Origin of the sequence: Streptomyces sp. NPDC014861 (genome assembly GCF_043081625.1) — a bacterium.
Lineage (GTDB): Bacteria > Actinomycetota > Actinomycetes > Streptomycetales > Streptomycetaceae > Streptomyces.
The window spans coordinates 101,971-122,054 of sequence record NZ_JBIBWV010000005.1; the positions used below are offsets into that span (position 1 = coordinate 101,971).

The 20,084-nt window shown below is 74.3% G+C and carries 17 protein-coding genes; 6 read left to right on the forward strand and 11 right to left on the reverse strand.

Translation table 11 applies throughout. The features are described from left to right. Nucleotides 1-31: 31 nt before the first annotated feature. A complete protein-coding gene (locus ACF1BN_RS12455; protein WP_392331553.1) occupies nt 32-535 on the reverse strand; it encodes an HD domain-containing protein in 504 nt (167 codons plus the stop codon). A 240-nt stretch (nt 536-775) separates the two neighbouring features. Here ACF1BN_RS12455 and ACF1BN_RS12460 point away from each other — a divergent pair, with 240 nt between their 5' ends. The 3 genes from ACF1BN_RS12460 (at nt 776) to ACF1BN_RS12470 (ending at nt 3,888) form a co-directional block, all read left to right on the forward strand. Next, the gene (locus ACF1BN_RS12460) at nt 776-1,708 is read left to right on the forward strand and encodes a TIGR03564 family F420-dependent LLM class oxidoreductase (RefSeq protein ID WP_392331554.1); all 933 of its coding nucleotides are present in this window, start codon (nt 776-778) and stop codon (nt 1,706-1,708) included. 62 nt (nt 1,709-1,770) lie between these two features. Then, nucleotides 1,771-2,418, forward strand: coding sequence for an alpha-ketoglutarate-dependent dioxygenase AlkB (locus ACF1BN_RS12465; RefSeq protein ID WP_392331555.1), 648 nt, complete (start codon nt 1,771-1,773; stop codon nt 2,416-2,418). Nucleotides 2,419-2,748: 330 nt separating this feature from the next. Next, nucleotides 2,749-3,888 (forward strand): hypothetical protein, encoded by a 1,140-nt coding sequence (locus ACF1BN_RS12470; protein WP_392331556.1) that lies wholly within the window; start codon nt 2,749-2,751, stop codon nt 3,886-3,888. Nucleotides 3,889-3,893: 5 nt separating this feature from the next. On the opposite strand, the gene ACF1BN_RS12475 is transcribed toward ACF1BN_RS12470, so the two are convergent. From ACF1BN_RS12475 to ACF1BN_RS12505, 7 genes are all read right to left on the reverse strand, one after another. Next, the gene (locus tag ACF1BN_RS12475; protein ID WP_392331557.1) at nt 3,894-5,357 is read right to left on the reverse strand and encodes a cytochrome P450; all 1,464 of its coding nucleotides are present in this window, start codon (nt 5,355-5,357) and stop codon (nt 3,894-3,896) included. Further along, the gene (locus ACF1BN_RS12480; RefSeq protein WP_392331558.1) at nt 5,354-5,974 is read right to left on the reverse strand and encodes an ATP/GTP-binding protein; all 621 of its coding nucleotides are present in this window, start codon (nt 5,972-5,974) and stop codon (nt 5,354-5,356) included. The genes ACF1BN_RS12475 and ACF1BN_RS12480 overlap by 4 nt, the downstream gene beginning before the upstream one ends. Beyond that, nucleotides 5,955-6,329 carry a DUF742 domain-containing protein gene (locus ACF1BN_RS12485; RefSeq protein WP_392331559.1) on the reverse strand — a complete coding sequence of 125 codons (375 nt, stop codon included), beginning with the start codon at nt 6,327-6,329 and terminating at the stop codon, nt 5,955-5,957. The genes ACF1BN_RS12480 and ACF1BN_RS12485 overlap by 20 nt, the downstream gene beginning before the upstream one ends. Next, nucleotides 6,326-6,736 (reverse strand): roadblock/LC7 domain-containing protein, encoded by a 411-nt coding sequence (locus tag ACF1BN_RS12490; protein WP_376599608.1) that lies wholly within the window; start codon nt 6,734-6,736, stop codon nt 6,326-6,328. The genes ACF1BN_RS12485 and ACF1BN_RS12490 overlap by 4 nt, the downstream gene beginning before the upstream one ends. A gap of 1 nt (nt 6,737) precedes the next feature. Then, nucleotides 6,738-8,243, reverse strand: a complete 1,506-nt coding sequence (locus ACF1BN_RS12495; protein WP_392331560.1) for a sensor histidine kinase — start codon at nt 8,241-8,243, stop codon at nt 6,738-6,740. 410 nt (nt 8,244-8,653) lie between these two features. Continuing rightward, on the reverse strand, nt 8,654-10,003 hold the full coding sequence (locus tag ACF1BN_RS12500; protein ID WP_392331561.1) for an SWF or SNF family helicase: 1,350 nt from the start codon (nt 10,001-10,003) through the stop codon (nt 8,654-8,656). Continuing rightward, complete coding sequence (locus ACF1BN_RS12505) at nt 10,000-12,945, reverse strand: SNF2-related protein (RefSeq protein ID WP_392331906.1); 2,946 nt, start codon at nt 12,943-12,945, stop codon at nt 10,000-10,002. The genes ACF1BN_RS12500 and ACF1BN_RS12505 overlap by 4 nt, the downstream gene beginning before the upstream one ends. 535 nt (nt 12,946-13,480) lie before the next feature. Between ACF1BN_RS12505 and ACF1BN_RS12510 the strand changes: the two genes are divergently transcribed. Further along, on the forward strand, nt 13,481-14,572 hold the full coding sequence (locus ACF1BN_RS12510) for an acyl-CoA desaturase (protein ID WP_392331562.1): 1,092 nt from the start codon (nt 13,481-13,483) through the stop codon (nt 14,570-14,572). Nucleotides 14,573-14,623: 51 nt separating this feature from the next. Further along, nucleotides 14,624-15,169, forward strand: a complete 546-nt coding sequence (locus ACF1BN_RS12515; protein ID WP_392331563.1) for an MOSC domain-containing protein — start codon at nt 14,624-14,626, stop codon at nt 15,167-15,169. 28 nt (nt 15,170-15,197) lie between these two features. Here the strand turns inward: ACF1BN_RS12515 and ACF1BN_RS12520 are convergent, their stop codons facing one another. The 3 genes from ACF1BN_RS12520 to ACF1BN_RS12530 all read right to left on the reverse strand — a co-directional run bounded on the left by ACF1BN_RS12520 (nt 15,198) and on the right by ACF1BN_RS12530 (nt 18,705). Continuing rightward, nucleotides 15,198-16,082 carry a hypothetical protein gene (locus tag ACF1BN_RS12520; protein ID WP_392331564.1) on the reverse strand — a complete coding sequence of 295 codons (885 nt, stop codon included), beginning with the start codon at nt 16,080-16,082 and terminating at the stop codon, nt 15,198-15,200. A gap of 163 nt (nt 16,083-16,245) precedes the next feature. Beyond that, the gene (locus ACF1BN_RS12525) at nt 16,246-16,755 is read right to left on the reverse strand and encodes a sortase (RefSeq protein WP_392331565.1); all 510 of its coding nucleotides are present in this window, start codon (nt 16,753-16,755) and stop codon (nt 16,246-16,248) included. Nucleotides 16,756-17,043: 288 nt separating this feature from the next. Beyond that, entirely contained in the window at nt 17,044-18,705 is a 1,662-nt protein-coding gene (locus ACF1BN_RS12530) for an FAD-dependent oxidoreductase (RefSeq protein WP_392331566.1), read from the reverse strand. Nucleotides 18,706-18,939: 234 nt separating this feature from the next. Here ACF1BN_RS12530 and ACF1BN_RS12535 point away from each other — a divergent pair, with 234 nt between their 5' ends. Beyond that, on the forward strand, nt 18,940-20,055 hold the full coding sequence (locus ACF1BN_RS12535; RefSeq protein ID WP_392331567.1) for a SchA/CurD-like domain-containing protein: 1,116 nt from the start codon (nt 18,940-18,942) through the stop codon (nt 20,053-20,055). The last annotated feature ends 29 nt before the right edge of the window (nt 20,056-20,084 follow it).

Genomic DNA, 20,084 nt, shown 5'->3' on the forward strand with positions numbered 1-20,084 from the left:
GGCAGGGGGCGGGACCCGTACGGGTCGAGGGTCAGGCCCCGGACAGTTCCGGCAGCAGGTCCGGGTTGACGATCCGCACGATCGCGGCCACCTGCTCGGGATCGGCCGCCGCCCACAACACCCGCCTCGCCGCCCGGTACTTCGCGGCGAGCCGCTCCCGCTGCTCCGGCGGCAGCGCCGTCGAACGGTCGGCCCGGCTGTTGTGCGCGTTGTCGGCGATCTTCACCAGGGTCGCGTCAGGGTTCCGCGCCACCTTGCGGATCTTCTCCTCGTACGAGCCCTCCGGGTCGTTGGTGACCGCCTCGACGATCCGGACCACCCGGTCGGGGATCCCGGCCGCCCGCAGCCCCTCGGCCGTCCACTCCGTGTCCTCGACGACGTCGTGGAGGAGCCCCGCCATGGTCAGCTCGGTCCCGAACGGCACCAGGCCGGCGGCGACGGCCCGGACGTGCTCCACGTACGGGACACCGATCTTGTCGACCTGACCGGCGTGCGCCCGGTCGGCGAGTGCGTCCACTTCGGCGAGGGTCATCATGCGCCCATCATCCCGGCATCCCCCGCGTCCCGGCATCCGGCCCTCCCGGTACCCCCGCGTCCCGCCCTCCCGGTACCCCGGCACCCGGCCCTCCCGGACTTCCGGAGCGCGTCCCTCCGACACCCGCCGCAGGCCCGCCCGGGGCGCTCCACAGCCTGCCCGGCCGCACACGCGCGGGCCGCCACACACTGTTCACACGGCGGAGGAATTCCCCTGCGGCCCGGGCCCGTTGGCCCCTGCATGACTCTCGGCGTAACGCTCAGCTCGACCCGTCATCTGCTCCCCGTCGACACCACCGTCAGCCTCGCGCGCGAGGCCCGGGACGCCGGGCTGCACTCCGCGTGGTTCGGCCAGTCCTTCGCGTACGACTCGCCCGCACTGGCCGCGATCGTCGGCCGCGAGGTGCCGGGACTGCACGTGGGGACGGCCGCGCTCCCCGTCTTCGGCCGCCACCCGCTGCTCGTCTCCGGTCAGGCCCAGACCGCCCAGGCCGCCACCGGGGGCCGCTACCACCTCGGCCTCGCCCTCGGCACCCGCCACCTCACCGAGACCGCCTTCGGGCTCCCGTACGAGCGGCCCATCGGTCTGCTCAGGGAGTTCCTGACCGCCCTGCGCCCGCTCCTCCACACCGGCGAGGCCGACTTCCACGGTGAGCTGCTGACCGCGACGACGCCCTACTCGGCGGCCGTTCCCGGCGCGCGGCCGCCGGTTCCCGTGCTGGTCGCCGCGATGGGCCCGCAGGCCCTGCGCGTCAGCGGCGAGCTCGCCGACGGCATCCTCCCCTTCCTCGCGGGACCGCGCGCCCTCGCCGAGCACATCGTCCCCGCCGTGACCGCCGCAGCGCGGGCGGCGGGCCGCCCCGCGCCCAGGATCGTGGCCCTCGTGCCCGGCGTGGTCACCGGCGACCCCGACGGTCTGCGCCGGCGGGCCGCCGAAGCGCTCGCCCTCTACGAGCGCATCCCCTCGTACCAGCGCGTGATCGAGCTCTCCGGGGCGGACCGGGCCGCCGGCCTGGCGGTGCTCGGCGACGAGGAGACCGTCGCCGCCGAGGTCCGCCGCTACCGGGACGCCGGCGCCACCGAGCTGGTCTTCACGGCGACCGACCTGGGCGGAGAGGAGGACCGCAGGCGAACCTGGAAACTCCTCGGAGAGCTCTCCGGCGGCCTGGGCTGACCCGGCGGCCGACGCGTCTCTCGATTCGAGCACATGTTCGGTTACCTGGGTATGCTGGACCCATGACCGCGGCACCACCGGACCTCCCCGGCCTCCAGGGATCCCTGTTCGACCAGGGTGACGACCCCCGCCCCGGGGCCCTGGACGGCCTCCGGCGGACCCCGCTGGCCCACGGCGCCTGGGTCGACCACCTGCCGGGGTGGTTCCACGGCGCCGACACCCTCTTCCAGGAGCTGGTCGGCCGGGTGGAGTGGCGCGCCGAGGAGCGCCGGATGTACGACGACGTCGTCGCCGTCCCCCGCCTCCTCGCGCACTACCGCGAGGGCGAGGCCCTCCCGCACCCCGCGCTCGACGAGGCCCGCACGGCCCTCGGTGCCCACTACGCGGCCGAGCTCCCGGAGGGGTTCGCCACCGCCGGACTCTGCCTCTACCGCGACGGGCGCGACAGCGTCGCCTGGCACGGCGACCGGACCGGCCGTTCCTCCTCCCGCGACACCCTCGTCGCCATCCTCTCCCTCGGTGACCCCCGCGACCTCGTCCTCCGCCCCCGGGGCGGCGGCCCGGTCGCGCTCCGCCTCCCGCTCGGCCACGGCGACCTCGTCGTGATGGGCGGCTCGTGCCAGCGGACCTGGGACCACGCGGTCCCCAAGACGAGCCGCGCGGTCGGGCCCCGGATCAGCGTCCAGTTCCGTCCGCGCGGCGTACGCTGACCGGTCCGTGATCCCTCCCGGGTGTCGGGAACCGCGCGCCCCGGGGAGCGCGTGAATCAGAACGCGCCGGGTGGCGGCTTCTGTTGCCAGCCGGAACTGGCCATGGTCGTCCGGACCGCCCGGTGGCCCCGAACCATGGGCCCGTCGCTTCAGGAGGGCACAACTGCCCAGCAAGACGCCGGGGTTCCCGGGATCCGGACTCGTCCGGTCCGGGGGTTGTGGGCACGGGAGGGCGGGCAGGTTTGCAGCGTCGCGTGGCGGGAATTGTCGGCCGTCAGTGACAGCGGCAACATACGACGGATTCCGAGGACTGAAGGAGGTGGAGCGACCATGCCCCTGCATGCCGTCGAGATCCCCGAGCTGTGGATGCCTCATCCACTCAAGGTCAATCCGCACCTGCCGGGCCTGCGGGCGGAGAGCGAGACATGGGCGCGCGACATGGGCATGCTGGACGCCGGTGACGGACGGCCCGGCTCCCGCCCGATCTGGACCCCGGTCCAGTTCCGGGCCATGACGGTGGACCTGCTCACCGCCTGGACGCTGCCCGACGCCACGCCCGCCGCGCTCCGGCTCAACCACCGCTTCAACATCTGGGCCCTCGCCTGGGACGACTACTTCGCCCACGCCTTCAAGCGGACGAGCGACCTCCAGGGCGCCCACGAGTTCACCGCCCGGCTCCACGCCTTCCTGCGCCCGGAGGAGGGCGCCCGGATGCCCGAGCCCGTCAACGCGGTCGAGCGCGGCATCGCCGACCTCCAGCAGCACCTCTTCCCGCCCCGACTGGCCCACTGGCGCCAGGAGTTCTGCCGGGCGCTGGCCCGCTACATCGACGCCGGGGTCGAGGAGCTGTCCAACAGCCGTACCGGCCGCGTCCCCCACCTCATCGACTACGCGCCCTTCCGGCGGGAGAGCTTCGCCGCCCACACCGCCCCCTACTCCGTCGAGCTCGCCACCGGGGCCCGAATACCCGAGCGGATCCGGCACAGCCGGACCGTCCGCAAACTCACCGCCGCGTTCATGGACGTCATGGGCCTGGCGAACGACATCGCCTCCTACGAGCGGGAGGTCCACGAGGAGCACGACGTCAACAACCTCGTCGTCGTCCTCGGCACCTCCCTCGGCATTCCCCTCCGCGAGGCCGTGCCGGCCTCCGTCCACCTCGTCAACTCCCGTATGCGGGACTTCGAGCAGCTCCGCGAGGAGGACATGCCGCTGCTCGCCCGCCGGGCGGGACTGAGTCCCGAGGAGCGGGCCGAGCTCGACACCTGGCTGGGCGGAGCGTGCAGCTTCCTCTCCGGCCTGCACGCCTGGTACACCGGCGCCCCCCGGTACGTCCCCACCGAGGCGGCCTTCCCCGAGCAGCGCCATCCCGCCTCCGCCACCGCGGAGGAGTGGTACGGAAGGGGTGCCGGCAGGCACGCGCCGACACCCCCGTCCGCCGTCGGGCTCGGCTGCGACGCCGAACCATGAGCGGACTACCGCAGGCGCAGCAGGCGCAGCAGCCGGTCCCACGCCGACGGCCGCGCCTCGGGCCGCCCGCCCTGCGGCCCGGGCACGGCCTCCGGCGCCGGCTCCGGCGCCGCGGCCGGCGCGGGGATCCCGGGCAGCTGCGAGGGCGGGGCCGCCGGCAGCGGTGCCTCGGACTGCTCGCCCCGCGGAGCCCGGGGGGCGAACGAGACCGGCAGCGCGGTCAGATGCCGGGCCCAGGTGGAGGAGCGCCAGCTCAGGCTCTCCTCGGGGACGGACAGCACGATGTCGGGCAGCCGGGTGAGCAGGATGTCGATGCCGACGTCGGCGATGATGCGGCCGACGTCCTGACCGGGGCACTCGTGGCTGCCGGCGCTGAACGACAGGTGCGCGCGGTTGTGGTGGACCGGCGCCGAGGGATCCGGACGGACCGCCTCGTCCATGTTCCCGGCCGCCAGACCCAGCAGCAGCATGTCGCCCGCGCCGATCCGCTGCCCGCCGAGGGTGGTGTCCCCGTTGGCGTACCGGGACGGACACACCATCAGCGGCGGCTCGTCCCACAGGACCTGCTCGACGGCCTCCGGCAGCGTCATCTGGCCGCCGGCCAGCGAACCGCGGAACCGCGGATCGGTCACCACCATCCGCAGCACGTTCGACATCAGGTTGGCGGTGGTCTCGTAGCCGGCGAGCAGGACCAGGCGCAGGTGGTGCACGACCTCCTCGTCGGTGAGCCCGGCCGGGTGGGCCAGCAGCGCCGAGGCGATGTCCTGCCCGGGGTTGCCGTGCTTCTCCAGGACGAGCCGCTCCAGGCTCTCCACCACGAACGCGTTGCTCGCGAGCGAGGTCTCGGTCGCCTTGAACAGGTCCCGGGCCGCCTGGACGAGCTGCGGCGCCGCCTCGTCGGACATGCCGAGCAGGTGGCTGAGGGTGAGCATCGGCAGGTGCTCGGTGAACCGGTCGACCAGCTCGGCCTCGCCGGCCTCGCAGAACGTGTCGATCAGCTCGTGGGCGAAGCGGTTGATGCGGCGCCGGATCCCCCGGTGGTCGAACTGGTCGAGGGAGGCGGTGACGGCGCTGCGCAGCCGCTGGTGCTCCTCGCCGTCGGCGCAGACGCAGTCGGGGCGCCAGCCGATCATCGGCATCAGCGGGGAGGTGGCGGGGTCGATCTCGCCGGTGCTCCAGCCGTGCCAGACCCGCGGGTCGCGGGAGAACTGGGTGGAGCGGGTGGCGACGTCCCGGTTCTCGTTGTAGCCGAGGACCAGCCAGGCGCGGACGTCGCCGTCGAGGAGGACCGGCGCCACCGGGCCGTGGACGGCGCGCAGTTCCTCGTACAGGCCCATCGGGTCCGTCTCGGCCGCGGGGCCGTAGAGCCGGGCCGCGCCGCCGGGGCCGGTGGCCGCGTGGGCCGGGCAGCCGGGCGGGGGGACGAGCCCGCTCTCGCGCGGTGCGTGCTCGTGGGCGGGGAGGGTCATACGGTCTCCTGGGCGGCGAGGGAGCACAGGTAGACCATCAGCGAGAGCAGGGCGTCCCGGCAGGACGCCCGGTCGCGGGCGTCGCAGGCGACGAGGGGGACGGACTCGCTGAGGGCCAGGGCCGTGCGCAGTTCTGACAGCTGGTACTGGGGCGCCTCGGGGAAGGTGTTGACGGCCACCACGAAGGGGACGCGGCGGTCCTCCAGGCGCGTGATGATCTCGAAGCAGACCTCGATCCTGCGGGTGTCGACGAGGACGACCGCGCCGAGCGCGCCCTCGAAGATCCCGTTCCACAGGAACCAGAAGCGCTCCTGGCCCGGGGTCCCGAACAGGTAGAGGATCAGCTCCTCGTTGATGCTGATCCGGCCGAAGTCCATCGCGACGGTCGTGGTGGTCTTGCCCGACGCGCCGGGGTTGTGGTCGATCCCGACGCCGGCCTGCGTCATGCGTTCCTCGGTGGTCAGCGGAGGCATCTCGCTGACCGCTCCGACCATCGTGGTCTTGCCGACTCCGAAGCCGCCGACGACGACGACCTTGACGCCCCTGGCGCCGTGCGGCAGCAGCAGGTCGGTGTCGCGGGGTCCTGCCCTGAGCGTGTCAGAGTCTCCGTAGTCCATGGATCACCGCCTCCAATAGGCCGCGGTCGGGGAAGGCCGCGACGGGCACGGGTGCAATCGCCTCCACGCGTTCGTCGTCGACGAGCTGGGACAGCAGCACGGTCACGACGCTGAACGGGAGGCTGAGGTAGGCCGACACCTCGGCCACCGACAGCGGGTACTCGCACATGGAGAGGATGGCCGCCTGTTCGGGCTGCATCGAGGGTTCCGGTGCGGACCTCGTCGCGATCAGCGTGACGAGGTCGAAGGTCTTGGCAGAGGAGCCCTCGCCGCCGGTGATGACGTAGAGCGGAACAGGCGTTCCCTCTTCCCAGGGGCGGGGCCGGTCCGGGGGATGGGGGTTGTCCGAGGTCACATCGCCTGCCGGACGATGTCTTCACGGGGCGGACTGGTCATGTGCCGGCCGATCCTGACGACGAGCGCCCGCATGCGGGCGCCGAGGAGGCCCGCGTCGACCTCCTCGTCGGCGAGGACGGCGAGGTAGGCGCCGGGGCCGGCCGCCATCAGGGAGAAGTAGCCGCCGTCGGCCTCGATGCCGACCATGTGGGTCGTGCCGTTGCCGTGCGGGAACATCTGGGCGATGGCGCGGGCCAGGCTCTGGATGCCGGAACAGGCGGCGGCGATCGCGTCGGCGGTGTCGGGCGCGGTGTTGGCCTGGCCGATGCACAGACCGTCCGCGGAGAGGACGACCACGTGCCGTACGTGCGGAACGCCGCCCACGAGCTCGGTGAGCATCCAGTCGATGTTGGGCAGTGGCTGCATGTTATTCGACCTCATCAGACGGCTGGCTGTGCGGAGTGGGGGATGCGGTGCCCGCGTGCTTGTCGGCGTTGAACGCCTCCCACATCAGGCCGGGCTCGCGCGTGGACCTGCGGGGGGCCGGGGCGGGGTCGGGGCCGGTGCGGAGGACCGGTGTCGGTACGGGGGAGTCGCGGCGGCGGCGCGGGAGGCCGTTCAGGGTCGTCCCGTCGATGTAGGGCGCCGCGTCGTCGTCGAAGGCCGCGAGGAGGGGGTCGGGCGCGGGCGGCGGCGGTACGGGCAGCGGCGCGGGCGCCGGCGGCGGTACGGTCGGGCCGGAGCGCGACGGCAGCGGGCGGATCGGCCCGCCCGCGCGCTTCCGGGCGGGTTCAGGGGTTCTCACGACGGGCCTCTCCACCGTGGTGATCAGGCGCCGGGGTACGAGGATCACGGCCCGCACGCCTCCGTAGGCGGACGGGCGCAGGTCGACGTCGCAGCCGTGTTCACGGGCCAGCCGGCTCACGACCGGCAGGCCGAGCTGGGTGACTTCGCCCAGACCCGCGAGGAACAGGCCCGAGGCCGAGTCCGTCATCACGCGGTTGATGCGGCTGCGGACCTCCTCGGTGAGTCCGACGCCGCGGTCCTCGATCTCGATCGCGATGCCCGAGGGCACCTCGAAGGCGCTCACCTCCACGGGGGTGTGCGGCGGCGAGAACGACGTGGCGTTGTCGAGGAGTTCGGCGAGCAGGTGGATCAGCGGCTCGGCGCCGGGGCCGGTGATCGCCGCCTCGGTCACCGACTGGAGCTTGACCCGCGGGTAGGCCACGATGCGGGACATGGCACCGCGCAGCACGTCGTAGAGGGGGATGGGCTTCGACCACTGGCGTCCCGGGCGGGCGTCGCCGAGGACGGCGATGCTGGCCGCGAGGCGGCCGATCAGGGCGTTGCGGTGGTCGACGTCCTGCAGACCGCGGGCGAGCACGAGGTCCGTGCCGTGGACGATCTGCATCTCCCGGAGGTCCTTGGCGAGCTGGTGCACGATCGCCTGGACGCGGCGCGCGACGGCCACGAGCGTCCGCTGGGAGGAGTCCCGCGTGTTCTCCTCGGCCTCGACGGCCTCCAGGAGCGTCTGGAGGGCCCTCTTGAGCGCGGCGGTGAACTCGTCGTCGAGGTGGTCGCCCAGGCGGATGGAGTGGATGATCTCCGAGGTGGTGTCGCCCTTGTGGAGCCGGGCGACGGCCGCCGGGAGAAGCTGCTCGGCCATCCAGATGGTGGTGGCGGTCTGGTCGGCGAGGCGCCCGAGCAGCGCGGCCTCGCGCTCCGCGTGGGCCTGCTGCGCGGCCCGCACCACCCGCAGGTTCCGGGCCTCGCCGGCCGCCCGTGCCAGGCGCACGGTCAGGAGGGTGCTGCCGACCGTGAGGGAGACCGCCGCGAAGCCGTACCACGCCACCGGTGTCCGTATCTGCGCAGGTGCGAAGAGCAGCCCTATGGCGAAGAGGGCGGCCAGGACCCCCGGCGGGATGAGCCACACCGGAGCCACCGCACCGGGCCTGGCTCTGGAAGTTGAACCTGCGCGAACCATCAACGGTTTCCCTCAAGGTCTGGAAAAGGGGAGGACTGAAGTGGCGCGACGAACCGGCGGGAAAGGCGGACCTTCGATCGATCACGTACACGTGCTCGAATGAGACCACTTTCGGGTCCCTTTCGCGCACGCGTCGATGGCCGTCTCTCCCGGTGGCCGTGCTCCGTCGACGCGCCCGCTCCCAGCGTTCATGACTCGCTGTGAGCGCGGCGCAACACATCTGCGGAGCATAGTCAGTTCGGGATTGGCGTGTGACCTCGATGGAAGGAAGGGTTCTATCAATCAAATTGCCTCTATAAGAGGTCGGGAATGCGTATCGAAAATGACAGCAAGCGATCAGGCTGCGTACCTTTTACCGGTCATTCCGAAAGGGAGGGAGAGCTCGCGCCCTCCTCCCCGGGCACGCCCTCGGCGGTCGTCAGCGCCGCCGCCGGATCGCGGTCCGCCGGACCCGCCGGGGACCAGCAACCCGCCTCGCGCCGGTACGGCCACCACCGTCCGTCCTCGCCGAGCCGCAGCTGCGCCCGGCCGCCCCGCACCGTCCAGCACGCCCCCGACCGGACCAGCTCCGGACGCTCGCCGTCCTCCCAGGCGTCGGCGAGCCGCGCCGCCGCCCGGGCCAGCGCCTCCTCACCGGGGGTCCAGGACCCCTCCAGCACGGCGAGGGCCGCGGCTCCGCCCCACCGCCACGCGCGCGTGGCGGCGTCCAGACCCGCCCGCGACCGTCCGGTCCGCGAGGCGAGGCGCGCCGCCACCCACGACGGCGGACGCCCGGCCGCGAGCCGCACCGCGTCCTCGGCGACCGTCAGCTCCGCCGCCGGGAGCCCCGGCGTGACCGCTCGGCCGGAGAGCAGTTCGGTGAGGAGCCGGTGCGCCCGGGCCGCCGTGTCCGCCGCCAGGAACTCCAGCGCGTCCGGCTCCACACCCGGCTCCGGGTCCGTCTCGGTGTCCAGCGACGGCGGCTCCCCGGGAGCCGCCGCCGGTACCGGCACGGCGGGCAGCGGCGGCAGGATGTCCCGCAGCGCGTACGCCTCCGCCGCCGACACCCCGGACCGCGCGACCCCGGCACCCTCCCGCGCCCCGGCGTCCCCCGCCGCGCCGGCCGGCGCCCCGCCGCCCGCGCGGGCGGCGCTGCGGGCTTGGAGCGCGTCCACCACCGCCCGCTGGCCCCGCCCCCGCATGAGGAGGAGCACGAACGGGTCCTCGTCGAGGATCCGCGCCATCTGGTGGCAGAGCGCCACCGTGTGCGGGCAGTGGTCCCACGCCTCGCAGCCGCACTCCGGGTCCAGGTCGCCGATCCCCGGCAGCAGGTCGACGCCCACCGCCGCCGCGTCCTCCACCAGATGCGGCGGCATCTCGTGGTCGAGCAGCGCGGCGATGTGCCCGGCGCTGTCCACGGCGAGGTCGAGCAGCCTGTCCCACTCCTCGTCCGTCAGCGTGCGCACCAGCACGTCGCTTCGCTGACCGGTGCCGTCCCGGTCCTGCACCACCGCGGTGATCCGCCCCGGCCGCACCGTCACCGCGCCGACCGCGCCCGCGCGCGCGTGGCGCCGGCCCGCCTTCACCTGTTGGCCGTCCAGCGCGGTGTCCTCCAGCGCCTTCAGCCACGCCTGGCCCCACCAGGTCCGGGTGAACGCCCCGCCCCGTGCCGGCGGCGGCGCCGTGAAGGTCAGCTCCTCGGCCCCCTGGCCCGTCCCGTACTCGCTCATCGTCCGTCCCCGTCCCCGCGCAGGGAGACCAGCTCCGCCAGCTCCGCGTCGGTCAGTTCGGTCAGCTCCGCGGGCGTGTCGCCCGTGGTGCCGAGCACCGCGTCGGCCAGCTCGCGCTTGCGGGCGAGCATGGCGGCGATCCGGTCCTCGACGGTCCCCTCGGCGACGATCCGGTGCACCTGCACCGGCCGCGTCTGCCCGATCCGGTACGCCCGGTCGGTGGCCTGCGCCTCGACGGCAGGGTTCCACCAGCGGTCGTAGTGCACCACGTGCTCGGCCCGGGTCAGGTTGAGCCCCGTGCCCGCCGCCTTGAGCGACAGCAGGAAGACCGGCACCTCGCCGTCCTGGAAGCGGGCGACCATCGCCTCCCGCTCGGCGACCGGAGTGCCGCCGTGCAGGAACTGCGTCCGCACGCCGCGCTCCGCCAGATGGGCCTCCAGCAGCCTGGCCATCGCCACGTACTGGGTGAAGACGAGGGTGCTCGCCCCCTCGGAGAGGATCGTGCCGAGGAGTTCGTCGAGGAGCTCCAGCTTCCCCGAGCGGCCCGCGATCCGGGGCCGCTCCTCCTTCAGGTACTGCGCCGGGTGGTTGCAGATCTGTTTCAGCGAGGTCAGCAGCTTCACCACCAGTCCGCGCCGCGCCATCCCCTCGGCCTCCGCGATGGCCAGCAGGTTCTCGCGCACCACCGCCTCGTAGAGGCCGGCCTGCTCCGGCGTCAGGGAGACGGCCCGGTCGGTCTCGGTCTTCGGCGGAAGCTCCGGGGCGATCCCCGGATCGGACTTGCGGCGGCGCAGCAGGAAGGGACGGACCAGCGCGCCGAGCCGCTCCGCCGCGGCCGGGTCGGTGCCGCCCTCGACGGCGGCGGCGTACCGGCGCCGGAACGCCCCGAGCCCGCCCAGGAGTCCCGGTGTCGTCCAGTCGAGGATCGCCCACAGCTCGGAGAGGTTGTTCTCCACGGGCGTGCCGGAGAGGGCCACGCGCGCGCGTGCGCCGACCGTCCGCAGCCGGCGGGCCGTCGCGGAGTACGGGTTCTTGACGTGCTGGGCCTCGTCCGCCACCAGCAGCCCCCACGGCCGGGCGGCGAGCCGCTCGGCGTCGAGCCGCATGGTGCCGTACGTGGTGAGGACGACGTCCCCGTCCCCGAGCCCGTCGAGGTCGCGCGTGGTGCCGTGGAAGCGGCGCACGCGCGTGCCGGGCGCGAACCGCTCGAACTCGCGCTGCCAGTTGCCCATCAGCGAGGTCGGGCAGACCACGAGGGTGGGCCCCGCGGTGGCCGGCTCGGACTGCCGGTGCAGATGGAGCGCGATGACGGTGATGGTCTTGCCGAGACCCATGTCGTCGGCGAGACACCCGCCGAGTCCGAGCGAGGTCATCCGGTGCAGCCAGTTCAGCCCGCGCAGCTGGTAGTCGCGCAGGGTGGCGGCGAGCGCGGCGGGCTGCGGGACCTCGTGGACTCCGCCCTCCGGGTCGGCCAGCCGTGCGCGCAGCCGCTCCAGGGCGCCGGTGGCGACCACCTCGACGCGGCGGCCGTCGACCTCCGTCGTGCCGGTGAGGACGGCGGCGAGCGCGTCGACCGGGGTCACCTCGCGGTCCTGCCGCTCCCGGGCGCGCAGCACCTCCGCCGGGTCGACCAGCACCCACCGGTCGCGCAGTCGCACGAGCGGACGTCCGGCTTCGGCGAGGCGGTCGAGATCGGCCCGCGTCAGCTCGTGGTCGCCCACGGAGAAACGCCAGTTGAAGGCGAGCAGCGCCTCGGCGGAGAGGAACGAGGGCAGGCCGCCGCCGCCCGCGCCGTCGCCGTCCGCCGGGCGGACGCCGCCGAGCGCTCCGCCACCGGACGGGTCGGCCGCGGACGGGCCGTCACCGGACGAGCCGTCACCCGGGGCTCCCGGCGCCGTCGGTTCCGCCGGGCCGATCACCGCGCGGGCCGTCAGCCGGTCCGTCAGCTCGCGCGGCCAGTGCACCTGCATCCCGGTCGCGGCCAGCGCGCGGGAGGCCGGGCCCAGCAGCTCCACGACCTCCTCGTCGGCCAGCTCGATCGCGTCCGGCACGGCCGCGGACAGCAGCGGCGCCAGCGCCGGCCAGGCGCGCGCGGCCCGCCGCAGCGCCAGCAGCGTGTCCATCCGGGCGCGCGGCCCGAGCGCCGCCGCCCCGGCGCCCGACCAGGCGTCGGACGCGTCCACGACGACCGCGGGGTCGGCGGCGGAGTGCAGCTGGAGCACCGCCCGGAAGTCCGGGGCGGCCTCCGGCGCGGCGGCGCCGGTCAGTTCGAGGCGGAGCGAGAGCCGTACCCCGGCGTCGTGACCGGCCGCCAGGTCGGCGGCCCACGCGCGCTGTTCGGGAACGGCCTGCGGCTCCTCGGCGGCGAACGCGGGACCGCCCGCCGCGATCGGGGCGGCCGGGGTGCGGGGGAGGGTGTCGGCGACGGCGTCGAGGAAGGCGCGCAGCAGCGCGTCCGGCTCCGGGAGGAGCGGATCGCCCTCCGGGTCCGCGTCCGGACCGGCGTCCAGCGGGACCGCGTGCGCGGTCGGCGGCATCGAGGCGGCCAGCGTCCGCAGCCGCTCCAGCTCCTCGGGGCCCAGCGGTCCGGCCCGCCAGGCGTCGTGGCCACCGGCCGTCACCCCGGGCAGCAGCAGTCCGCGCGCCGTGAGGTCCAGCGCCAGGAGCGCCGCGCCGCCCCAGAACGCCGCGGCGGGGTCGGCGTCGCCGGAGAGTCGCGCCCGCACCAGGAACGGCAGGGCGTCCCGTACGGACAGGGAGAGCGCGGGGACGCACACGGTCTCGATGTCGGCGCCGTCCACGACCGTCAGCTCGTCCGGCACCGCGCCGGCCGGTCCCGGGTCGGGAAGGGGCCCGTCCTCGGGCGACCAGAGGGCGATCCTTCCCGCCCGCGGCGGATCGGCGGGCAGGAAGACGGCGGCGGGGGCCTCGGCGGGTTCCAGGGGTTCGGCGGGGGCCTCGCCGGAGCCGGCGGGGGCGCCACCGGGGACGAGGGGGGCCTCGACCGAGGGGGCGGGGGCGGTAACGGAGGGAAGCACGGCGGAGGGTTCGGGGGTGGGACGAGAGGATCCGAGCGACGACGTCAACGCATTCCTCAAATTTGACTACCTGCGGAAGGAGTGGCCGACCCTACCCCAACCGCACGCCGGAACGTGCACATCCGGGCGTGACGCCCGACACATGTGCACCCTCGGGGCCGGAGCCCTCCCAGGGGTGGGGGACACCCCGGGGCGGAAGACCCCGGGAGTGGGGAACGCCCTAAGGCCGGAGTCGTCCCGAGGGTTGGGGAATGCCCCGAGGTCGCAGCCGTCCCGAGGGTGGGGAACACCCCACCCCCCGGCCCCCGCTCGCCCCCGCACCCGGCCGGGTGGTGACGCCATGGTTCCGGACCGTCACCGGTTCGTACGGTGAGGACCGCCGCCGCCGCATCGGCGCGGACGGCAGCCGCCCCCTCCTCAGAGAAGCCGGAGCCTTCCCATGCCCCAGGCCACCGCCACCGCTCCCGCCCCGGCGCCCGCCGCCCGGCCGCGGCGCGCCGGAAGCGAGTTCTCGCCGCTCCTGCGCGTGGTGAAGGAGCAGGGCCTCCTCGACCACCGGCCCGGCTGGTACGCCCGGGACATCGGACTCACCCTCCTCGGCCTCGTCGCCGTCGCGGCCGTCCTGCTCCTCGCCGGCCCGAGCTGGTGGTCCGTCCTCCTCGCGGTCCCCCTCGCCGTCCTCTCCGCCCGCGCCGCCTTCCTCGCCCACGACGCCGGACACGCCCAGATCACCGCCGACCGCCGGGCAGGCCGCGCGATCCAGCTCCTCCACGCCAACCTCCTCCTCGGGATGAGCCGCGAATGGTGGAACGACAAGCACAACCGCCACCACGCCCACCCCAACCACCTCGACAAGGACCCGGACGTCGCCGCCGACGTGCTCGTCTTCGCCGAGCACCAGACCGCCGGCCGCACCGGACCGCGCGCCTTCCTCACCCGCCACCAGGCCCTGCTCTTCTTCCCCCTGACCACCCTTGAGGCCCTCGCGCTCAAGCTCTACGGCGTCCAGGCCCTGCTCGCGAAGGACGGCCCGTACCGCACCCGGAGCGAACGCCTCACCGAGGGCGCCCTGCTCCTGCTCCACTTCACCGGCTACGCGACGCTGCTCCTCGTCGCCCTCACCCCCGCCCAGGCCCTCGTCCTCGCCCTCGTCCACCAGATGCTGCTCGGCCTCCACCTCGGCATGGCCTTCGCCCCCAACCACAAGGGCATGGAGCGGCCCGACCAGCACGCGGACGGAGACAGCTGGGGCCATCTGCGCCGCCAGGTCCTCACCTCCCGCAACATCCGGGGCGGCGCCCTCACCGACTGGTTCCTCGGCGGCCTCAACTACCAGGTCGAGCACCACCTCTTCCCGTCCATGCCCCGCCCCCACCTGCGCCTCGCCCAGCCGGCCGTCCGCGCCCACTGCCGGGCCCTGGGCGTCCCGTACACCGAGACCGGCTTCGCCGACTCCTACCGGCAGGCGCTCGGCCACCTCCACGAGGTGGGCGCCGGTCTCCGCGAGGAGCACGCGGGCCGCCCGGAGTAGGGTCGAACGCGCATCCGATCACCGAAGAGCGAGCACCAGGGGGTCTCCCGCATGAGCGACGGCACCGTCACCACCGTGAGCAGCAACGGCGTCTACTCCTTCACCAAGCCCAACCGGGCCTCCATCACGCTCCTCGCCGGACTCGGCGTGGAGGGCGACGTGCACGCCGGCGTCACCGTCAAGCACCGCTCCCGCGTCGCCCAGGACCCCACCCAGCCGAACCTCCGCCAGGTCCACCTCATCCACGGCGAACTCTTCGACGAGGTCGCCGCGGCCGGCTTCCAGGTCGCCCCGGGCGACCTGGGGGAGAACGTCACCACGCGCGGTGTCGACCTGCTCGCCCTGCCCACCGGCGCCCTCCTCCACCTCGGCGAGGAGGCCGTCGTCGAGATCACCGGCCTGCGCAACCCCTGCGCCCAGATCGACGGCTTCAGCCACGGACTGCTCAAGCAGGTCGTCGGCCGCGGCCCCGAGGGCGAACTCGTCCGCAAGGCGGGGATCATGGGCATCGTGCGGACCGGCGGCGAGGTGCGCCCCGGGGACCCGGTCCGGGTCGAGCTGCCGGCCGGGCCGCACCGTCCGCTGGAGCGCGTCTGAGGCCCGCGCCCGGGTGGTCCGGCGCCGCTCAGGAAGGGCGCACGGCCAGCGCGTCGAGCCCTGCGAGCAGGGCGGGCAGCCGCTCGCCCGGGGCCACCGGCAGCACCCTGCGCGGCCAGTCGTCGAGGAGGACGAAGGCCATGTCGTCGGTGCGGGCCACCAGCGACCAGCCGGGACCGTCGGCGCGGAGCGTCCGCGCACCCTCGCCGGCGAATCCGGACCGCACCCGGCCCACCGGGGGCGGCTCCTCCAGATAGCCGCCCAGCTCGTCCAGGACCCGCCGCACGCCGTCGTACGGATCCGGAGCGCCCTCCGCCGCCGCCTCGCCGGCCGGCTCCGCGGCGGTCTCCGGCCCGGGGTCCGACCCGATCCGGCCGCGCCACTCGTTCCAGTGCAGCGCCACCTCGTCGGCGCCGAGCCGCCGCTGCGCGGGGCCCCAGACGTCGCCGGAGGGCGGGACCAGCGGGGCGGGGTCGCCCTCCTCCGGCTCGGGGTCGTGCGGGTCGGGGACTCCGGGGGCCTTGGTGGCCACGGCGAGCGGCCAGCCGGGGAGTCCGGCGACGACGGACCCCTCGTCGGGGGAGAGGTCGTAGGCCATGCCGCAGTCCCAGGAGGCGATCGCCACCGCGACCAGCGACACGTCGTCGATGACCACCGTCCAGCGGGCGCCGAGCCCGTCCTGGCCGAACACGAGCCCGTACCCGTCCTCGTACGGTTCGAGTCCGAGTGCCGCGCAGGCCGCGGGGTAGTCGTCCCCGAGCACGCACGGGAAGCGCGCGGGCGTCAGCAGGCACGCGGTCAGCACGAACAGCGCGTCGTCGTCCGCCGGCGCACCGGCCGTGGACACGGCCCGCACGTCGTCGGCCGTCGGTTCCTCCGCCACCACGGCGCCCTCCTCGACTCGCTCGCCCATCGGATCGTCGGCGCACCTTAACCAGTGAGTAGCTTCGCCGTCGAGAGGGGGAGCGGAGCCCCGGGGAGCCGCCGGGGCCGACCCGTCGTCCCGTGACGCGCCCCGGCCCCGGACCCTCGCGTGAGGGGTCCGGGGCCGGGGCGCGGGCGGCGCGGGGGCGGGCTCAGGCGCTGTTCCGGGCGGCGACGACCCGGCGGCGCCCGACGACCAGGAGACCCGCGGCGGCGACGCCGAGCGCGGCGAGGCCGTACGTGACGCCGGTGCCCTCGTCGGAGCCCGCGTCGGGACCGGCCGCCCATCCGAAGCCCGCCTCCACGGCGCCGTTCGGCGTGGCGGAGATCCGGTAGGTGACGGTCTGCTTGATCCGGGGCGGGCACTTGAGGGTCAGGGTGTCCGTGCCGGACGCGGCGTCCCTCGGCAGGGTGAACGTGCCCACCAGGACACCGGGCCGGTCGCCGGCGAAGAGGTGGAACGGACCGGCCGCCACCGATTCGCCCTTGCCGTAGGTCTCCGCGCCGCAGGCGGTGGTGGTGACGGTGACGGTGGTGCCGGGGGCCGCGAGCCCCGGGTTGACCCGGACGTCACCCGAGGGTGCCGCGGCGGCGTGGGGGGCGGACAGGGCGAGGGCGGACAGGACCAGGGCGAGCTGGGCACCCGTACGTGCGAGGCGCATGCTTCCTTCTCTCGTTCGGCGGAGCCTTCCCGGCCGGCTGGACAGCGCGGCACCTGTGCTGTGCTCCGAGCACGAGAAGAACCCCGCCCCGTGACCACCGCAACGGGAGCCTCGCCCGCGATGTCGCGCGTTCGGGCGCTTGATCGTCCGGCTCCGCGGTCATCACCGCAGGTCACGGATGTTCCGATGCGCCGGGAGATCGCGGGGTGGGCTGCGCGCGAACGGGCGAGGGGCGGGAACCGGCACGGTTCCCGCCCCTCGCGGGGGTGCGCTTCGCGGCGGACGGGGTCAGTCCAGGCCCAGGACCGCCGCGACGGCCTCCCGGAGGGCGGCCTCGGGATCCGCCGAGGCACCCGCGGACCGCCAGGCGACGAAACCGTCCGGCCGGATCAGCACCGCGCCGTCCGCGGTGACGCCGTGGGCCTCCGCCCAGTCCGTGTCGCCCGCCGGTGCGAGCTCGGCGTCGGGCCCGCCGCCGATCCGGTACGCGTCGAGCGGCACCGAGAGCTCCCCGGCGACGCGCGCCGCCGCCGCGTGCCAGCCGCCGGCGCCGTCCTCGGAGCTCAGGAGGACCATCGACCGCTCGTACAGGTCGAGGGTGGAGAGCCGGTCACCGGCACGGTCCAGCCACAGGTGGGGGGCCCGGCTGCCGGGCTCGCCGGTCAGGCGCAGACCGTCGGACACCACCGGCTCCGCGGGGTCGGCCCCGAGGACGGCGCCCCGCGGATAGCGGTAGCCGAGGACCTCGTTGAGGATGCCGCCCTTGCCGCCCCGGGGGCCGCCGAATCCGGTCGCGGGGGCGTAGCCGGGGTGGCTGTGCTCCACCGACCGCGCCGCTGCCCGGGCGCTCGTCACCACGGCCACCGGACGTCGCTCCGCGTCGTAGGAGGCGAGCAGCCCCGGTCCCGCCCAGCCGTTCAGGACGGCGGCGAGCTTCCAGGCGAGGTTGTGCGCGTCCTGGATCCCGGTGTTGGAGCCGAACGCCCCGGTGGGCGGCATCTCGTGGGCGGAGTCACCGGCGAGGAACACCCGGCCGTCCGCGTACCGTTCGGCGATCCGCTCGGCCGCGTGCCACGGTGCCCGGCCGGTGATCTCCACGTCGAGGTCCGGGACGCCGACGGCCCGCCGGATGTGGTCCTTGCACCGCTCGTCCGTGAACTCCTCCAGCGTCTCGCCCTGTTCGGGGTGCCACGGGGCGTGGAAGACCCAGCGCTCCCGGTTGTCGATCGGCAGGAGGGCGCCCTCGGCGTCCGGGTTCGTGAGGTAGCCGACGATGAAGCGCCGGTCGCCGACGACGCCCGCGAGGGCGCGCGAGGTGAAGGTGACGCTCACGTTGTGGAACAGGTCGCCCTGACCGGTCTGGCCGATGCCGAGCAGCTCGCGGACCGGGCTGCGCGGACCGTCCGCCGCGACGAGGTAGTCCGCGCGGATCGTGGTGTGCTCGCCGGTCTCACGGCTCTTGACCCGGGCGGTCACCCCGTCGGCGTCCTGCTCGAAGGACATCAGCTCCGTCGAGTACCGCAGGTCGCCGCCGAGCTCCGCGGCGCGTGCGAGCAGCACCGGTTCGAGGTCGTTCTGGCTGCACAGGCACCATCCGGTGGGGCTGAAGCGGGCCAGTCCGCCGCCGGGGTCGATCTCCTTGAACAGCCACTCGCCCTCCTCTCCCACCAGGCTCGGCGTCTGCAGGATGCCGTTGTTGTGCGAGAGGACCGAAGCGGCCCGCTGGATGGGCTCCGCGACCCCGGCACCCCGGAAGACCTCCATGGTGCGGACATTGTTGCCCCGGCCGCGCGGGTGGATCGACGTCCCCGCGTGCCGCTCCACCAGCGTGTGCGGCACCCCGAGACGGCCCAGGAACAGCGAGGTGGAGAGGCCCACGAGCGAGCCGCCGACGATGAGTACGGGTGTCCGGTGACCGATCGCCTCACCGGCCGCTTCGAGTGGGTTCATGGTGCGCCTCCTGCGTCGCCCGCGACGAGAGTCCGGGATGGAATCCAGATTCAAGTCCTTCGGAGGCGCGTCCGCGTGCCGGGGCACCCGGATGGCACGCGGTTCACCCGCCTGCTCCACGGGACTCGCGCGCTCTCGGCGCTCCTGTCAACCATCGACACGTGACGGTCACGGCGTGTCGGACACGCGGATCGTTCCCACCCCCCTCCCACTGAAGAGAAAGAGGTGTGCCGGATGGCCCCCTCGGGACGCATCTCACAGTCGGTGTTCGACGGCTCCAGGCTGCGGGTGATCCTCCTGCTCGACCTGTACGAGGGAGCGCAGCAGCAGTTCCTCGACGCGTACGAACTCATGCGCCGGCAGGTCGCCTCCGTACCCGGCCACATCAGCGACCAGCTGTGCCAGTCCATCGAGAACCCCTCGCAGTGGCTCATCACCAGCGAGTGGGAGAGCGCGCCGCCCTTCCTCGCGTGGGTGAACAGCGAGGAGCACGTCGAGACCGTCAAGCCCATGCACAGCTGTGTCCGGGACACCCGGTCGATGCGCTACAGCGTCCTGCGCGAGACGAACCCCGAGCAGCCGCAGCCGGTCGTGCCCGCGCACACCCAGGTGGAGGCGCGCGTCGGCGACGGAGTCGCCCGCCACGCCCTGACCTTCACCGTCAAGCCGGGGTCGGAGTCGAAGGTCGCCGAGATCCTCTCCGGGTACCAGTCGCCCTCGGCGCAGGTCGACGAGAACACCCGGCTCCGCCGCACCTCGCTCTTCATGCACGGCAACCGCGTCGTGCGGGCCGTGGAGGTCGAGGGCGACCTGCTCGCGGCGCTGCGGCACGTCGCCCGCCAGCCCGAGGTGCGGGCGGTCGAGGAGGCCATCAACCCGTACCTGGAGCAGGACCGGGACCTGACCGACCCGGACTCCGCACGTGTCTTCTTCACCCGGGCCGCCCTCCCGGCCGTCCAGCACGTGGTGGCGGACCGGCCGGCCCCGGCCGGGCTGCGGCGGCACGCGCTGTACTACCCGGCCAAGGAAGGCCGCGGCACGGACCTGGCCCGGCTGCTCGCACACCAGGACAGGGACGCGGCCGGGGACCCCGGCAACCCCGTGTACGGCAGCACGGTCTTCCAGCGCGACGACATCGTGGTGCGCCTGATCGACGTCGTCGGCGAGCCCGACCTCGACGCCCTCGCCTCCCTCGGCCTCAAGGGCGCCGGGAAGGCCACCGAACTGGAGCGCCTGCTCGACGGCCCCGCGATCGGCGTCGAGGGCTCCCTGGACACGGAGCGCAACGTCAACCGCCTCCTTTCGCACATCGACATGCTGCCGGTCACCGACCGCACGGCGACCCCCTGACGGACGGTCGCGGCTCCCGCCACGGCCGT

What these genes read in the sequence shown, in the direction of transcription:
- ACF1BN_RS12455 (WP_392331553.1), bottom strand. Translation starts at nt 535, where the DNA reads ATGATGACCCTCGCCGAAGTGGACGCACTCGCCGACCGGGCGCACGCC.
- ACF1BN_RS12480 (WP_392331558.1), bottom strand. Translation starts at nt 5,974, where the DNA reads ATGGACTACGGAGACTCTGACACGCTCAGGGCAGGACCCCGCGACACC.
- ACF1BN_RS12470 (WP_392331556.1), top strand. Translation starts at nt 2,749, where the DNA reads ATGCCCCTGCATGCCGTCGAGATCCCCGAGCTGTGGATGCCTCATCCA.
- ACF1BN_RS12520 (WP_392331564.1), bottom strand. Translation starts at nt 16,082, where the DNA reads ATGGGCGAGCGAGTCGAGGAGGGCGCCGTGGTGGCGGAGGAACCGACG.
- ACF1BN_RS12465 (WP_392331555.1), top strand. Translation starts at nt 1,771, where the DNA reads ATGACCGCGGCACCACCGGACCTCCCCGGCCTCCAGGGATCCCTGTTC.
- ACF1BN_RS12510 (WP_392331562.1), top strand. Translation starts at nt 13,481, where the DNA reads ATGCCCCAGGCCACCGCCACCGCTCCCGCCCCGGCGCCCGCCGCCCGG.
- ACF1BN_RS12475 (WP_392331557.1), bottom strand. Translation starts at nt 5,357, where the DNA reads ATGACCCTCCCCGCCCACGAGCACGCACCGCGCGAGAGCGGGCTCGTC.
- ACF1BN_RS12460 (WP_392331554.1), top strand. Translation starts at nt 776, where the DNA reads ATGACTCTCGGCGTAACGCTCAGCTCGACCCGTCATCTGCTCCCCGTC.
- ACF1BN_RS12530 (WP_392331566.1), bottom strand. Translation starts at nt 18,705, where the DNA reads ATGAACCCACTCGAAGCGGCCGGTGAGGCGATCGGTCACCGGACACCC.
- ACF1BN_RS12500 (WP_392331561.1), bottom strand. Translation starts at nt 10,003, where the DNA reads ATGAGCGAGTACGGGACGGGCCAGGGGGCCGAGGAGCTGACCTTCACG.
- ACF1BN_RS12525 (WP_392331565.1), bottom strand. Translation starts at nt 16,755, where the DNA reads ATGCGCCTCGCACGTACGGGTGCCCAGCTCGCCCTGGTCCTGTCCGCC.
- ACF1BN_RS12490 (WP_376599608.1), bottom strand. Translation starts at nt 6,736, where the DNA reads ATGCAGCCACTGCCCAACATCGACTGGATGCTCACCGAGCTCGTGGGC.
- ACF1BN_RS12515 (WP_392331563.1), top strand. Translation starts at nt 14,624, where the DNA reads ATGAGCGACGGCACCGTCACCACCGTGAGCAGCAACGGCGTCTACTCC.
- ACF1BN_RS12535 (WP_392331567.1), top strand. Translation starts at nt 18,940, where the DNA reads ATGGCCCCCTCGGGACGCATCTCACAGTCGGTGTTCGACGGCTCCAGG.